This is a genomic window from Roseinatronobacter sp. NSM, from assembly GCF_052379845.1.
Classification (GTDB): domain Bacteria; phylum Pseudomonadota; class Alphaproteobacteria; order Rhodobacterales; family Rhodobacteraceae; genus Roseinatronobacter.
In genome coordinates this window covers 1-13,959 of sequence record NZ_JBQTCF010000021.1, presented here as the reverse complement: position 1 = coordinate 13,959, position 13,959 = coordinate 1, and the positions used below count along the sequence as shown (strand labels likewise).

At 61.6% G+C, this 13,959-nt stretch carries 14 protein-coding genes; 5 read left to right on the top strand and 9 right to left on the bottom strand.

Annotation, left to right across the window (positions count from 1 at the left end):
* Positions 1 to 196: 196 nt before the first annotated feature.
* From ACTZWY_RS12255 to ACTZWY_RS12240, 4 genes are read left to right on the top strand one after another with little or no spacing between them, the layout of a single operon-like run.
* Positions 197 to 1,201, top strand: coding sequence for an ABC transporter substrate-binding protein (locus tag ACTZWY_RS12255; protein WP_444791002.1), 1,005 nt, complete (start codon positions 197 to 199; stop codon positions 1,199 to 1,201).
* A gap of 60 nt (positions 1,202 to 1,261) precedes the next feature.
* The gene (locus tag ACTZWY_RS12250) at positions 1,262 to 2,059 is read left to right on the top strand and encodes an ABC transporter ATP-binding protein (RefSeq protein WP_444791001.1); all 798 of its coding nucleotides are present in this window, start codon (positions 1,262 to 1,264) and stop codon (positions 2,057 to 2,059) included.
* A complete protein-coding gene (locus ACTZWY_RS12245; protein WP_444791000.1) occupies positions 2,056 to 2,823 on the top strand; it encodes an ABC transporter permease in 768 nt (255 codons plus the stop codon). The genes ACTZWY_RS12250 and ACTZWY_RS12245 overlap by 4 nt, the downstream gene beginning before the upstream one ends.
* A 36-nt stretch (positions 2,824 to 2,859) precedes the next feature.
* On the top strand, positions 2,860 to 3,738 hold the full coding sequence (locus ACTZWY_RS12240) for a DMT family transporter (protein WP_444790999.1): 879 nt from the start codon (positions 2,860 to 2,862) through the stop codon (positions 3,736 to 3,738).
* Between the two features lie 285 nt (positions 3,739 to 4,023).
* Here the strand turns inward: ACTZWY_RS12240 and ACTZWY_RS12235 are convergent, their stop codons facing one another.
* The 9 genes from ACTZWY_RS12235 to ACTZWY_RS12195 form a co-directional block, all read right to left on the bottom strand.
* Positions 4,024 to 4,842, bottom strand: coding sequence for a sugar phosphate isomerase/epimerase family protein (locus ACTZWY_RS12235; RefSeq protein ID WP_444790998.1), 819 nt, complete (start codon positions 4,840 to 4,842; stop codon positions 4,024 to 4,026).
* A 277-nt stretch (positions 4,843 to 5,119) separates the two neighbouring features.
* Positions 5,120 to 5,575: a CoxG family protein gene (locus ACTZWY_RS12230; RefSeq protein WP_444790997.1), complete on the bottom strand. Its 456-nt coding sequence runs from the start codon at positions 5,573 to 5,575 to the stop codon at positions 5,120 to 5,122.
* Positions 5,576 to 5,695: 120 nt separating this feature from the next.
* Entirely contained in the window at positions 5,696 to 6,526 is an 831-nt protein-coding gene (locus ACTZWY_RS12225; RefSeq protein ID WP_444790996.1) for an XdhC family protein, read from the bottom strand.
* Positions 6,523 to 7,731, bottom strand: a complete 1,209-nt coding sequence (locus ACTZWY_RS12220; RefSeq protein ID WP_444790995.1) for a vWA domain-containing protein — start codon at positions 7,729 to 7,731, stop codon at positions 6,523 to 6,525. Before ACTZWY_RS12220 ends, ACTZWY_RS12225 begins: the two co-directional genes overlap by 4 nt.
* Positions 7,728 to 8,606 (bottom strand): AAA family ATPase, encoded by an 879-nt coding sequence (locus ACTZWY_RS12215; protein ID WP_444790994.1) that lies wholly within the window; start codon positions 8,604 to 8,606, stop codon positions 7,728 to 7,730. Before ACTZWY_RS12215 ends, ACTZWY_RS12220 begins: the two co-directional genes overlap by 4 nt.
* A 44-nt stretch (positions 8,607 to 8,650) precedes the next feature.
* A complete protein-coding gene (locus ACTZWY_RS12210) occupies positions 8,651 to 11,068 on the bottom strand; it encodes an aerobic carbon-monoxide dehydrogenase large subunit (protein ID WP_444790993.1) in 2,418 nt (805 codons plus the stop codon).
* On the bottom strand, positions 11,065 to 11,556 hold the full coding sequence (locus ACTZWY_RS12205; protein ID WP_444790992.1) for a (2Fe-2S)-binding protein: 492 nt from the start codon (positions 11,554 to 11,556) through the stop codon (positions 11,065 to 11,067). The genes ACTZWY_RS12210 and ACTZWY_RS12205 overlap by 4 nt, the downstream gene beginning before the upstream one ends.
* 25 nt (positions 11,557 to 11,581) lie before the next feature.
* A complete protein-coding gene (locus ACTZWY_RS12200) occupies positions 11,582 to 12,436 on the bottom strand; it encodes an FAD binding domain-containing protein (RefSeq protein ID WP_444790991.1) in 855 nt (284 codons plus the stop codon).
* Positions 12,437 to 12,601: 165 nt separating this feature from the next.
* On the bottom strand, positions 12,602 to 13,717 hold the full coding sequence (locus ACTZWY_RS12195; protein ID WP_444790990.1) for an MHYT domain-containing protein: 1,116 nt from the start codon (positions 13,715 to 13,717) through the stop codon (positions 12,602 to 12,604).
* 52 nt (positions 13,718 to 13,769) lie between these two features.
* On the opposite strand from ACTZWY_RS12195, the gene ACTZWY_RS12190 reads away from it, so the two are divergent.
* A partial coding sequence (locus ACTZWY_RS12190) for a hypothetical protein (protein ID WP_444790989.1) occupies positions 13,770 to 13,959 on the top strand: 190 nt, incomplete at its 3' end.

Here is a 13,959-nt window from a genome sequence, read left to right as displayed (position 1 = left end):
AGAATGAAAGCAGTGTGACGCGGCAATGCGCGGGCTGCGGGTGATTTTCTATGTGATCAATTTTCTTGCATCCATTCCGAAGATGCCCAAGAATGCGGCAATGTGGTGGGGTGCGCGCGGGCGGCTGCAGCCGTGCCATGACACTTTGGCAAACACCACTTACGCAAAAGACGTAAGATCAACAGGAGGGTTCTGGATGTTCCACCGCACTATGAGTGCTGCAATCGGCCTTGGGGTCGTTGCGGTTTCCGCGCATGCGCAGACAAGCATGCCATTCGCACTGGACTGGCGGTTCGAGGGGCCGTCGGCGCCTTATTTTGTGGCCATCGACAAGGGCTATTTTGCGGATGCGGGCCTGGAGGTGGAAGTGACCGCGGGGCAGGGCAGTCTGGATGCCATTCCCAAAGTGGCCACTGGCGCATTTCCTGTAGGGTTTGCCGATATCAACAGCCTGATCAAATTCCTTGACCAGAACCCTGATGCGCCGGTGATCGGGGCGATGATGGTTTATGACAAGCCGCCCTTTGCGATTGTGGGGCGCAAGTCGCTGGGGATTGAAACCCCGTCCGATCTGGAAGGGCGCATTCTGGGCGCGCCGCCCCCTGATGGCGCTTTCGCGCAATGGCCCATTTTTGTGGCCGAAACCGGCATTGATGCCAGTGCGGTCACCATTGAGCCTGTGGGGTTCCCCACGCGCGAGCCGTCCCTGGCGGAAGGCACTGTTGATGCGGTGACGGGATTTTCCTTCACATCGTTTCTGAGCACGGCGCGGCTGGGTGTGCCCGAAGAGGACCTGACAGTTATTCTGATGGCCGATCACGGTGTTGACCTTTATGGCAATGTGATCATCGTCAATACCGATTTTGCGGCGGAAAACCCTGATGCCGTGTCGGGCTTCCTTGAGGCCGTGGCCAAGGGCTGGGTGGATACGATTGCAGACCCCGCCGCCGCGATTGACGCGCTGGTGAGCCGCAACCCCGCGATGGATGGCGAGCTGGAATTGCGCCGTCTGGAGCTGGCGCTGGCGGATTCGGTGGTGACCGATTGGGTGCTGGAGAATGGCATGGGCATTATTGACGCTGACCGTTTTGCCAATTCGCTGGAGCAGATCAAGCTGACCTATGAGTATCAGACCGAACCTGATGCATCGGATTATTTCACGGATGCGTTCCTGCCCGAAGGCGGGTTCAAGCTGAATTGATCTGAGGGATACGGCCAGCGCAGCGCGGGTTGCGCTGGTTCGGACATGTTCGGGGGCGGGATGCAGACTCTTATCGAAATCAAAGGCGTGAAACACGCCTATCAGACCGATGCCGGGCCGTTGCCGGTGCTGGACGGGCTGGAAATATCCGTTCCCGAAGGGGGATTCGTGGCCGTGGTTGGCCCGTCGGGCTGTGGCAAATCCACGCTGACGCGGCTGATTGCGGGCCTGATGAAGCCTGATGAGGGCGAAGTGTGGCTGCATGGCGAGCGCGTGAAGGGGCCGCGATCCACTGTGGGGATGGCGTTTCAGAACCCCGTGCTGCTGGAATGGCGCACGATCCTGAAAAACGTGTTGTTGCCGCTGGAAATTGTGCCATCAAAACTGTCGAGAAAACAGGCCGAGGATCGCGCGCGGTTCCTGCTGTCGCTGGTCGGGCTGGAAGGGTTTGAGGACAAGCGCCCGTCAGAGTTGTCCGGCGGTATGCGCCAGCGCGCCAGCCTGTGCCGTGCGCTGATCCATCAGCCCGATGTGTTGATTCTGGATGAACCCTTCGGCGCGCTGGATGCGTTCACCCGCGAGGACCTGTGGCAGACCATGCACCGCGTGAAGGAACGTGAACCGTTTACCGGCGTGCTGATTACCCATGATCTGCGCGAATCCATTTTTCTGGCCGATCAGGTGGTGGTGCTGTCGGGCCGTCCGGCGCGCACGCAATATGTGCTGGAGGTTCCGTCACGCGGGCCGCGCACGCTGGAGGATCTTTATACCCCTGTGGCGGCGGAACAGTTGAATATTCTGCGCCACCAGATCCAGATTGCCCAAGGGCGCAGCCCCGCCGAGGAGGGCACGACATGAACAAGCATATTCGCGCCTTTGTGGTGCCGGTTATTGCCGTGGTGGTGTTCCTGCTGTTCTGGGAATGGCTGGTATGGTTCAATGGCTGGCCACGGTTCAAGATGGCCGCGCCGTCCGACCTGCCGCCTGCGTTTGAACGCCATTGGCCATTATTTCTGTCGATGGGGTGGCAAACGCTGTGGCGCACAGTGGTGGGGCTGTTTCTGGCGGTGGTGTTTGGCACGCTTCTGGGCATGGTTATGGGGTTTTCGCGCACCATGCGCGATGCCCTGTATCCGTTGCTGGTGGGGTTCAATGCCATCCCGAAGGCCACAGTGGTGCCGATTGTCGCGTTGATGTTTGTGGGGCAGCATGATTTCAACACAGTGCTTCTGGCCTTCATGATTTCCTTCTTCCCTATTGCGGTGTCGGTCAGCATTGGCCTGTCCACGCTGGAACCGGAATACCGCGACATCCTGCGCAGCCTTGGCGCGTCACAGGCCACGATTTTCTGGAAAATCGCGTTGCCCAAAACGCTGCCGGAATTTTTTGGTGCGCTGAAAGTGGCCGTGACACTGGCGTTTATTGGCACCAATCTGATGGAGATTGTCAGCCCGCATGGGCGGGGTTTGGGCGCGTTGTTCGATTCAGGGCGCACCAATTCGGATTTTCCGCTGATGTTTGCCGTGCTGATCGCCTTGGCGTTTCTGGGGATTGTTCTGTATTATTTCGTCGTCGCATTGGAGAAGATTTTTGCTGGCTGGGCCGAACGTGCACCGGGATAGGTTGACACCGCTGCAGGGCTGGCGCTTGATGCCCTTATGAATGATCACCTGAAAGGGTTGCTGATCACGGGCCTTGGTGTCCTGTTCATTGTGCCCGATTCCCTGTTTGTGCGGTTGATTGATGCGGACGGCCTGACGATTGCCTTCTGGCGCAACCTGACATCGGGCGCTTTCATCATGCTGTTTGTGCTGGCGACCCAAGGGCGCAGCGCGGTGGCCAGTGTTTTGTGCAGTGGCAGCGCGGGGCTGACCTATGTGGTATTTTTTGGCACATCGGCCACGGGGTTTGTGCTGGCGGTCACATTGACCAGTGTGGCCAATGTGGTGTTCATCATTGCCACGATGCCGGTTTTTGCGGCCATCCTGAGCCGTGTTTTTCTGGGCGAAATCATTAGCCGCCGCATGATGTGGACAATGGGGGGCGTGTTCGTGGGCATGGCCATCATTCTGGCGGGGTCGCAGAAAACGGCAGGCGCGCATTGGCATGGCGACCTGATGGCGGTGGGCGTGGCGTTTTGTTTTGCCAGTGCCATGACCGCCTTGCGCAAATTGCGCGGGCGTCCCACCATGCCGTTACTGCCGGTGGCGCTGCTGGGGTCTGCACTGGTGCTGGCGCCTTTTGCCGACATCATGGGGCCGGTGTCGGCGCAATGGTGGCTGTTGCTGGGGCATGGTGCGTTCATCACGTTTGCCAGTTCGCTGATGACACTGGGGCCGCGCTATATCACCTCGGCCGAGGTGACGTTGCTGATTTTGCTGGAATCCATCCTTGCGCCGATTCTGGTCTGGGTCTTGTTGGGCGAAGACCCCGGAGAGTTGACGCTGGTGGGGGGCGCGGTGGTCATTGCGGTATTATTGTTGTCCAATCTGGTGGTGATGTGGCAGTTGCGCCGCAACCGGATGCTGGTGCGGTAAAGCATGTGACGGGCGGTGGGCCACGCGCGGGTTGGGCCTGAAGCTGCCCTTCGCACTTGGACATAGCCCGCGCTATCGGCGGGCCGGGGTCTGCCGATCCCACGGTATAGGAATGCAGTTTATCCAGGCGACATATTCCTGACATCAAGCGCTTGGCACACCTTCAGGTCATCGGCAGGCCGCGGGACGGCCCGCCGATGGCGCGGCGGCCTGCGGCCTTGATTCCGCGCCTTGGGGCATTCCCAATGTCGGCAAAAGGCCAAACCCGCGCGTTGTCTGCTGTCGTTACGCTCGTGCGGTCAGCCCTTCCAGAAAGGCGGCGGTCTGTGGAAAGCGGTGTTGGTTGTTGCGCACTTCCAGCAGCAGCGGGGGCGCCGAAGGGTGCTTGCCCAGCAGGTCCATAACCGGCCGCCAGTTGATGCGCCCGTCGCCGGGGTGCCAATGGCGGTCGGCATGGCCGTCGACATCCTGCAAATGGACATGCGCCAGATTGTGGCCCGCATGGTTCAGAAAATCCACAACCGGGGGCGCGCCATAATTGGCATGCGCCAGATCGGCATGGCCGGTATCCACCGACAGTTTCAAATTGGGGTGGGCGATCTGCGCAACAAGATCGCTGCGGTCGGCAGGGGCTGTGTCATCGATATTTTCAACGACCAGCGTCACACCGGCATTCGCCGCGCGTTTCAGCACGGGGTCCAGACAATCCGCGACAGCATCAAACAGGCTTTCGCGCAAAAACTGGTAATTGGTGTAATTCAGGCTGTGCCAGAAGGTGAAGGGCGAATGCACAACCATCCACTGCCCCCCCAGCGCATGGGCAATATCCAGCCCCTTGTTCAGGCGGGCTTGAATGATGGCGCGCATGTCCATGTCCGGGTTGGACAGGTCCAGCCCGAAGAATGGCCCGTGAATGCCGCGCGCGCCCTTATGGCCCCGCAGCGCGGTTTGCCAGTCCTGCACCAGTGCGGTTGTGTCGCCTGCAATGACATCGGGGCCGACGAAATCCTGAATCTCGATGGGGCGGTCCGTGTCGAAAAGCCAGTCGCGCAGAATGTCCATGTTGTGCAGCAGCATTGCTGCGCCAATTGCCGGAACTGTCAATCCATGTCCTTTCATCTGATGGCCATATGCGCGGCGCGCATGCGGTCCACCGGTCCAGTAGCCATAGCCCGATATGTGCTGCGCGGGCCACATAGGCAAAACACGCCGCGTCACCGGGGCACAAGGCAAGGTTGCATTATCGCTATCGCAAAACCGGACCAAATGGAAACCCGTTTTGGCCCCGCGCGGGGGCGCGCGCGGGATTTTCGCAAATGGCGTGACGGGGGGGAAACAGGACAGGGGCGCGCGGCCGGTTATGGCCGCGCAGGATGTGGCGTCAGCTTGTTTCGCGCGCCTGCACCGCTTCGGAAAAATCAGCGAAGAATTTTGTCGCCAGTTTCTTGGCGGTGCCCTGTATCAACCGGCTGCCCAGTTGCGCCAGCTTGCCGCCAATTTCGGCGCGCGCTTCATAGCGCAGCAGGGTTTGCCCGTCGGGCTGTTCTTCCAGTTCCACGGTCGCGCCGCCCTTGGCGAAGCCCGCAGCCCCGCCTGACCCTTCGCCTGTCAACGAGAAGCGGCGCGGCGGGTCTTCGGGATTCAGGGTGACATTGCCCCCGAACCGCGCCTTGACCGGCCCGATTTTCAGCGTGACCTTGGCTTCCAGTTCGGTATCGGAATGTTTGACCAGTTCTTCACAGCCCGGAATGCTGGCTTGCAGGATTTCGGGGTCGTTCAGCGCGGCATAGACGGTTTCAATCGGTGCCGGGATCAGGATTTCGTCTTGAAGGTCCATGGGGTGCCTCTTTCTTTTCTTGGGTGTTTTAACAGCAGGGAAACTTGATCTTGGCCAGCAATTCGGCGTGTTCGGCGCTTAGCCGTGGCCAGCAACGTGACAGGAACTTGCGCAGGGTTGTCATGTGCGCCGCCCCTTGCGGCGGGTTGCGACGATTTGTGCAAGGATCGACAAGGCTATTTCTTCGGGGGTTATGGCGTGCAGGTCAAGCCCTGCAGGCGCATGAACGCGCGCCAGCGCTTGCGCGCAAATGCCATGATCGGATTGCAGGCGCGCAGATAAGGTGGCGAATTTGCGCTTGCTGCCCACGAAGGCCACATATTCGGCCCCGCAGGCCAGCGCGGCGCGCAAAGCCGCGTCATCGCCCTTGCCTTGGGTTGCGATGACAACAAAACGCTGGCGGTCAGGCGCTGTGTCGAAGGCGAAACTGTCCACGCAGGTGTCAACATCAGGGGCGGGGACGGGCAGGGCACCGGGGGCGCATAGCGTGCGGTGCATGTCGAACCGCGCCGACAGATCGGCCAGCGCCAGCGCCACAGGCCCCGCCCCGCAAATGACCAGTTGCGGCAGGGGCAGGACGGGTTCCACGAAAATATCCATCGACCCTTTGGACGGGCAGTCATTGCGCGCAAAGCGTATGCCGTCGCGGTTGTCACCGGCGCTGACCCCTTCGGCATCCAGAAGGTCGGACGGGCGCAGGGACACGAATTGCGGCTGCCCGTCGCGCAGCGCGTCCAGCGCCGCGCGGGCGACAGCGGCGCGCGCGCAGCCCCCGCCGACCCAGCCTTCAGCCAGGGTGCCATCGGCCAGAATCAGCGCCTTGGCGCCGGGTTTGGCAGATGTGGCGTCAATAGTGCGCACGATTGTGGCAATGGCAAACGGCTGGCCCGCGCGGCGCAGGCGGTCCATTTCGCGGTTCAGGCGGTCATGGGCAGTGGCGGACAGGGTCATAGGCGGGCAAGCTCCGGTTCCAGTCGGGCCAGATCGGCCAGGGTGGTGGCGGGGGCGAACAGGTCCAGATGGGGCAGTGCGGCGGCCATGCCGCCCGCAATTGGCGCATAGTCGCGCCACCCCTTCAGCGGGTTCAGCCAGATGATACGGCAGCCGCGCTTTTTCAGCTGCGCAAGCGCGGGGCCAAGTTGTTCGGGGCTGGCGCTGTCATAGCCATCGGACAGAATGATAACCACGCTGCGCCCGTTGACAAACCGGCGCGCGTAGCTGCGCGCGAACAGGGCCAGATTGGCCCCGATGCGCGACCCGCCCCCAACCCCTTCGGCCAGAAGCGACAGCCGGTTCAGCATGCGCAGCGGGTCGTCATCGTGCAGCGCAGTGGTAATGCGCACAAGGCCCGTGTGAAACAGATAGGCGTCTGCGGTGGGGTCCGCGCGCGTAAGCCCCGTGATGAACGCCAGATAGGGGCGCGTATAGGCCAGCATGGACCCCGACACATCGCACAGAACCACCAGTTTTACGGGCCGGTCAGGGCGGGTGCGGCGGTGCAGGTGCAGGGGTTCGCCGCCTGTGGACAGGGCCGCGCGCAGGGTGCGGCGCAAATCCACGCCGCGCCCGCGTCGTGCGGCGCGCCTGCGCCGGGACCGGCGGTCGCGGATGGCCGCGCCCAACCGCGCGGCAAGGGTTTCGGCATGGCGAATATCATCAGGGCTGACCAGTTCGCGCAAATCACGGCGCATCAGGTTGGCAACGCCTGTGGCCATCAACCGCCCGGTGCCGCCGCTTTCGCTGTTGCCATCATCCTGCCCGTCATCGGGGGCATGGGCCTTGCCGGTGCCGCCTGCCATGCCGCAGCCTGTGCGGCCCGCGCGCTGGCGGTCCGTGCCGGTGCTGCGCGATTGCGTGATGCGCGCCCGCACGCGCCCGTTATTCAGCCAGAAGGCGTTGAACAGATCGTCAAAGCGCGCGACTTGATCCGCATCGCTGGCACAGACCGCTTTCAGCGCGCGGCACACGGTTTCGGGGGCCAGATCGTCCAGCCCGGCAAGGGCGGCCATGGCAAGCCCTGTGTCCGCGACCCCCAGATGAAACCCCGCGCCGCGCAAATGCGCCATGAACCCCGCCAGCCGCGCAGCGGGGCCGGGGTCGCGCGCGGCAAAGCGGGTGGCGCGGGACGGGCGTTTCAGGGTCAGGTCGCGCCTCATGCGGCGCGGCCTGCAAGGCGCGCGGCCACTTCGGGCGGGATGGCGGCGCGGTCGGATTGGGTTTTCAGCAACGTGGCCAGTGCCGCCGCCAATGCGGCCGCGTCCGCGCCCAGATCATTGACGCCAAGCCCGCCAAGGGCGGCGGCGAAATCCAGCATTTCGGCAATGCCGGGTTTCTTTTCCAGATCTTCAGCGCGCAGGGCCTGAACAAACCCCACGATCTGGCGGCCAAGGGCGGCGTCAATATCAGGGCAGCGGGTGGACAGGATGGCCAGTTCGGTGTCGCGGTCGGGATAGTCGACATAGGCATACAGGCACCGCCTGCGCAGCGCGTCTGACAGATCGCGCGTGCCGTTCGCGGTCAGGATGACATGGGGGCGCGATGTCGCAGTGATGGTGCCCAGTTCGGGAATGGTGATCTGAAAATCCGACAGCACTTCCAGCAAATAAGCCTCGAATTCCTCATCCGCGCGGTCGATTTCGTCAATCAGCAGCACGGGGGGCCGTTCGCGCCGGATTGCGGCCAGAAGCGGGCGTTCCAGCAGGTAGTCTTCTGAAAAGATGCGAGATTCGGCCTGACGGGCCGATTCGCCATCTTCCACAGCGGCGCGGATGGACAGCAATTGCCGCTGGTAGTTCCATTCATAAATGGCCTGCGCGGCGTCCAGCCCTTCATAGCATTGCAGGCGCAGCAATTCGGTGTCCAGCATTGCAGCAAGCGCGCGCGCGATTTCGGTCTTGCCCACGCCTGCCGCCCCTTCCAGCAGCAGCGGGCGGCCCAGCGTCAGCGACAGATGCAGCGCCATGGCAAGGTCGGGATGGGCGACATAGCCCTGCGCGCGCAGTTTTTCGGTCAGGAGTTGGGGGTTTTCCATGGGGTCAAACGGGGGCGCGGGTGGTCCGCGCGCCCCCTGTCCTTTCAGCCGTGCAGGCCAAGCTGGTTGGCGATTTTCCAGATGCGCCAATGGTCATGGGGCATATGCGCCTGGCGCAGGCCAAACGCGCGGAATGCATCATGCACAGCATTGGAAAACGCAGGCACGCCGCCCACATTGGGGCTTTCGCCCACCCCCTTGGCCCCGATCGGGTGATGCGGGGACGGGGTTTCCGTGTGGTCGGTGGTGTAATGGGGCGTTTCCCATGCGGTGGGCAGGAAAAAGTCCATCAAGGTGCCGGTCTTGCAATTGCCCATGTCGTCATAGGCGATTTCCTGACCCATGGCGATGGCCAGCGCTTCGGTCAGGCCGCCATGCACCTGCCCTTCGATGACCATCGGGTTGATGCGGGTGCCGCAATCATCCAGCGCGTAGAACTGGCGGATTTCATGCTCGCCGGTGTCCACATCCACTTCCATGACGCAGATATAGGCCCCGAACGGGTAGGTCATGTTGGGCGGGTCATAGTAGCTTACGGCCTCCAGCCCCGGTTCAATGCCGGGAATGGCCTGATTATAGGCCGCATAGGCAATTTCCTTCATCGTTTTGAAACGTTCGGGCACGCCCTTGACCACGAAACGGTCAATGTCGAATTCCACGTCATTGTCGTGCACTTCCAGAAGATAGGCCGCGATCATCTGTGCTTTTGCGCGGATTTTGCGCCCGGCCATGGCCGTGGCGGCCCCTGCCACTGGCGTGGACCGTGACCCGTAAGTGCCAAGGCCATAAGGGGCCGTGTCCGTGTCGCCTTCTTCAATGGTGATGCTGTCGGCGGGAATGCCGATTTCAGTTGCCAGAATTTGTGCAAATGTCGTGGCGTGGCCCTGTCCTTGCGAAATGGTTCCAAGGCGGGCAATCGCGCTGCCCGTGGGGTGGATGCGGATTTCGCAACTGTCAAACATGCCCATGCCCAGAATATCGCAATTCTTGACCGGCCCTGCGCCCACGATTTCGGTGAAATGCGTCAGGCCAATGCCCATCAGCTTGCGGGTTTCGCCGCGGTTGAAGGCGGCCACGCGGTCGGCCTGTTCGCGCCGCAGCCCCGCATAATCCACAGCCTCCAGCGCTTTGGTCCATGCCGTGTGATAATCCCCGCTGTCATATTCCCACCCCAACGCCGAGGTATAGGGGAACTGGTCGGCGCGGATGAAGTTCTTGGCGCGCAGGTCTGCCGCGTCCATGCCCAGTTCAATGGCCAGCACTTCAATCATGCGTTCGATGAAATAGGCCGCTTCGGTCACGCGGAACGAACAGCGATAGGCCACGCCGCCCGGTGCCTTGTTGGTATAGACCCCGTCAACACCCACATAGGCCACGGGTATGTCATAACTGCCCGTGCAGATATGGAAAAAACCGGCGGGAAACTTGGTGGGGTCCGCGCAGGCGTCAAATGCGCCGTGGTCTGCGGTCACATGGCACCACAGGCCGGTGATCTTGCCGTCCTTGGTGGCGGCAATCTTGCCTTGCATCCAGTAATCGCGGGCAAATGCCGTGGCCATCAGGTTTTCCATCCGGTCCTCGACCCATTTGACGGGGCGGCCGGTGACAATGCTGGCCACGATGGAACAGATGTAACCGGGATACACCCCCACCTTGTTGCCAAAGCCCCCGCCAATATCGGGCGAGACGACGCGGATATTGTGTTCCTCAATCCCTGACAGCAGCGACGCCACTGTGCGCACCACATGCGGGGCCTGAAACGTGCCCCAAAGGGTCAGTTTGCCATTCACCTTGTCCATGCTGGCCACGGACCCGCAAGGTTCCAGCGGGCAAGGGTGGGTGCGGTGGTAATAGACCATTTCTTCGGCCACCACTTCGGCGCTGTCCAGCACCTGTTCGGTGGCGTCCTTGTCGCCTTCTTCCCACAGGAAAATGTGGTTGTGATGGCGGCGCGGGCCATGGGCGCCGCTGTCCTGCCCTGCCAGATCCTCGCGCAGGACAACGTCACTTTCCAGCGCGGCAAACGGGTCTGTCAGAACGGGCAGGGCTTCATATTCCACTTCAACCAGTTCGACGGCATCGGCGGCGATGTAGCGGTCTTCGGCCACGACAAACGCCACTTCCTGCCCCTGGAACAGAACCTTGCCATCGGCCAGAACCATCTGTTTGTCGCCCGCTAGCGTGGGCATCCAGTGCAGGTTCAGCGGCTCCAGGTCCTTGGCGGTCAGCACCGCAATCACGCCGGGCAGGGCAAGGGCCGCTTCGGCGTTGATGGATTTCACCCGCGCATGTGCATAGGGGGAGCGCACGAAGTCACCATGCAGCATGCCCGCAAGCTTGATATCATCGACGTAATTGCCCTTGCCCTGGGTAAAGCGGGCATCCTCGACGCGCTTGCGCGCGCAGCCCATCCCCTTGAGGTTGGCAATACGGTCGTCACGGTCCGGGGTCATGTCGTTCATTCTGCGGCCTCCTGTGCGGCGTTGATTTCTGCTGCGGCGGCAAGGATGGATTTGACGATGTTCTGGTATCCGGTGCAGCGGCACAGGTTGCCGGCAATGCCGAAACGCACATCTTCTTCGGTGGGGTTGGGATTTTCCTGAAGCAGGCGGTGGGCGCGGGTAATCATGCCCGGTGTGCAATAGCCGCATTGCAACCCGTGATGTTCGCGGAACATGCGTTGCAGAACATGCAGATTGTCGGGCGTGCTTAGCCCCTCAATGGTGGTGATTTCCGTTCCGTCCGCCTGCACGGCGAACATGGTGCAGGATTTGACGGATTTGCCGTCAATCTCCACAGTGCAGGCCCCGCAATGGCTGGTTTCACAGCCCACATGCGGGCCGGTCAGGTTCAGTTTTTCGCGCAACACATAAATCAGCAATTCGCGCGGTTCGACCAGAAGTTCCTCGGTCTTGCCGTTGACGTTCAGTTTGATGGCTGTCTTGGACATGATGGCTGTTCCTTTCTGGCGCGGGTCAGGCGCGCGACCAGGCGCGGGCAATCGCGCGTGAAATGATGATTCCCGCCACATGGCGTTTGAATTCAACGGGGCCGCGGTTGTCTTCGGTGGGGTCAATATCGGCCAGCGCGGCGTCGGTGGCTGCACGAATGGCGCGCGCGTCGCATGTCGTGCCAACCAGCGCGTCAGCGGCGGCTTGCGACCAGATGGGCGTGTCGGCAAGGTTGGTCATCGCCACGGACGCGGTTTCAACACTGTCGCCCGCGCGGGTGATCAGCACAGCGGCGGCGGCGGTCGCATAATCCCCGATCTTGCGCTTTTGCTTTTCATAGGCGTAACCGCCCGGTGTGGCGTCAAAGCGAATGGCGGTCAGAATCTCATCATCTTCGCGCGCGGTCATATAGGCGGCTTCATAAAAATCCCGCGCGGCAACTGTGCGCGTGCCGGACGGGCCTGCCAGGTCAAATTCGGCGCCAAGGGCCTGCATCAGGCCGGGCATGTCATTTCCCGGATCGCCATTGGCCACATTGCCGCCCACAGTGCCCATATAGCGCACTTGCGGGTCGGCAATCTGCAAGGCCGCTTCGCGCAGGATGGGGGCGGCGCTGACCAGTTCTTCATGGGTGATCAACTCTGACTGGGTGACCATTGCGCCAAGGCGAATCTGCGTGCCATCGATATGGATGCCGCGCAGGTCGGCGATGTCGCGCAAATCGATCAGGTGTTCGATCGCGGCCATACGCAGTTTCATCATTGGAATCAGGCTGTGGCCACCGGCCAGAACGCGGGCCTCGTCGCCATGGGTTTGCAACAGGTCAAGTGCGGCACCGATTTCCGATGGCCGGTGATACTCGAACGCGGCTGGTATCATGTCTTCCTCCCAAAATTGGGGCAGCTTGCGCCGCCATGGCGGGACGCTAGCCTGCGACATTTTGTCAATCGATTGCCCCCGCGCCAGTTTCGCGGCCATTTGCACGAAATGCGAATTCAGCGCACGAACGGCGTATGCAGCTGCAGCAATCGCGCAGGGGCCGCGCTACAGCCCCAGAAAGTCGCGCACCTGTCCCAGCCGGGCGCGGCTGACGGGCACCTTGTCCAGCGCGGTCATTGTGTCGAAATAACACACGCCGGTATCCTTCTTGCGTTCAAACCCCGTGACATGGCGACGATTCACCAGATAGCTGCGATGGGTGCGTATGAAATCATCCACAGGCAGGCGCGTTTCCGCCATGGTGATGGGCCATGGGCAAAACAGCTTCTGATCCTGTGCATAGAGCAAGGTATAATGCCCCTCGGCGCGGATGGCGGCGATGTCTTGTGCGTCAATGAACTGCGTGCGCCCGTCCTTTTCATAGGGCACCTTCACGGCATCGCGGGGCAGGGGGTCCATTGCGGGGGGGCGTGGCGGGGCCGTATCGGGTGCCGGGGCCGTGCTGGCGGGGACGGGGGCGGGCAGGAACGTCACCCCTGTCAGCAAAAACGCCCCCGAGATCAGGAACACCGCCACCGTCACCCCGAAGGCCAGCGCGGAATTGCTGATGATGGGGCCTGCACCCGATACACCGCCCTGCGCCACGAATCCCGTGCCCGCCATCGCAATGAAATGCACCGCAAACACCGCCAGCCCGAAGCCAAGCGTGCCCATGATGATATTCAGCCGCTCGCGTCTGGAATAGGTTATCACAAAGGCCACCACGCTAAGCGCAACCGAAATCACCAGCGCCGCACCCACACCCGCGACCGAATAGACCGGCCTGCACAGTTGCATGCCTGACATGCCGATATAATGCATCGCGGGAATGCCAATACCCACAACGACGCCGGCCAGAACAATGCGCGCCTGCGTGCGGGTTCCGAAATGCACAACCAGTAGCGCCACACCCGTCATAAGCACAGCCAGCAGGGCTGACATCAAGGTGGTCAGCGCATCATAATAGAAGGGAATCGGCAGCTGCAGGCCCAGCATGGCCACAAAATGCATGGACCAGATGCCCCCGCCAAGGGAAATAGCCGCCATCACCACAGCAAGCTTGCGTTGCCCCAAGGGCAGCGCGGATGCACCGCGCGTCAGCGAAAGGCCGGTAAACCCCGCCATCAACGCCACCGCCAATGACGCAATGACCAGTGTCGTGTCATGTGTATAATCAAGCACGGCTCAAGTCCCTCCCAGACCCCAAGCAGGCACCAACCGCTAGCACGCGTTCATGGCCCTCACAAGTATGGCGTTGGTGTTGGGCCGCGCGCCTGGGGAATCACCCAACGGCGCCCAAACGGCGCTGCGGGTCGCACAGGGTGAAAAGGCCGAATATTTTTTCCGAATTTATTTTCGTTATTTTTCAATTGTTTATAGCATAATTTGGACGAATTCCCGTGCATGGCTTCAATCTTTTCCGG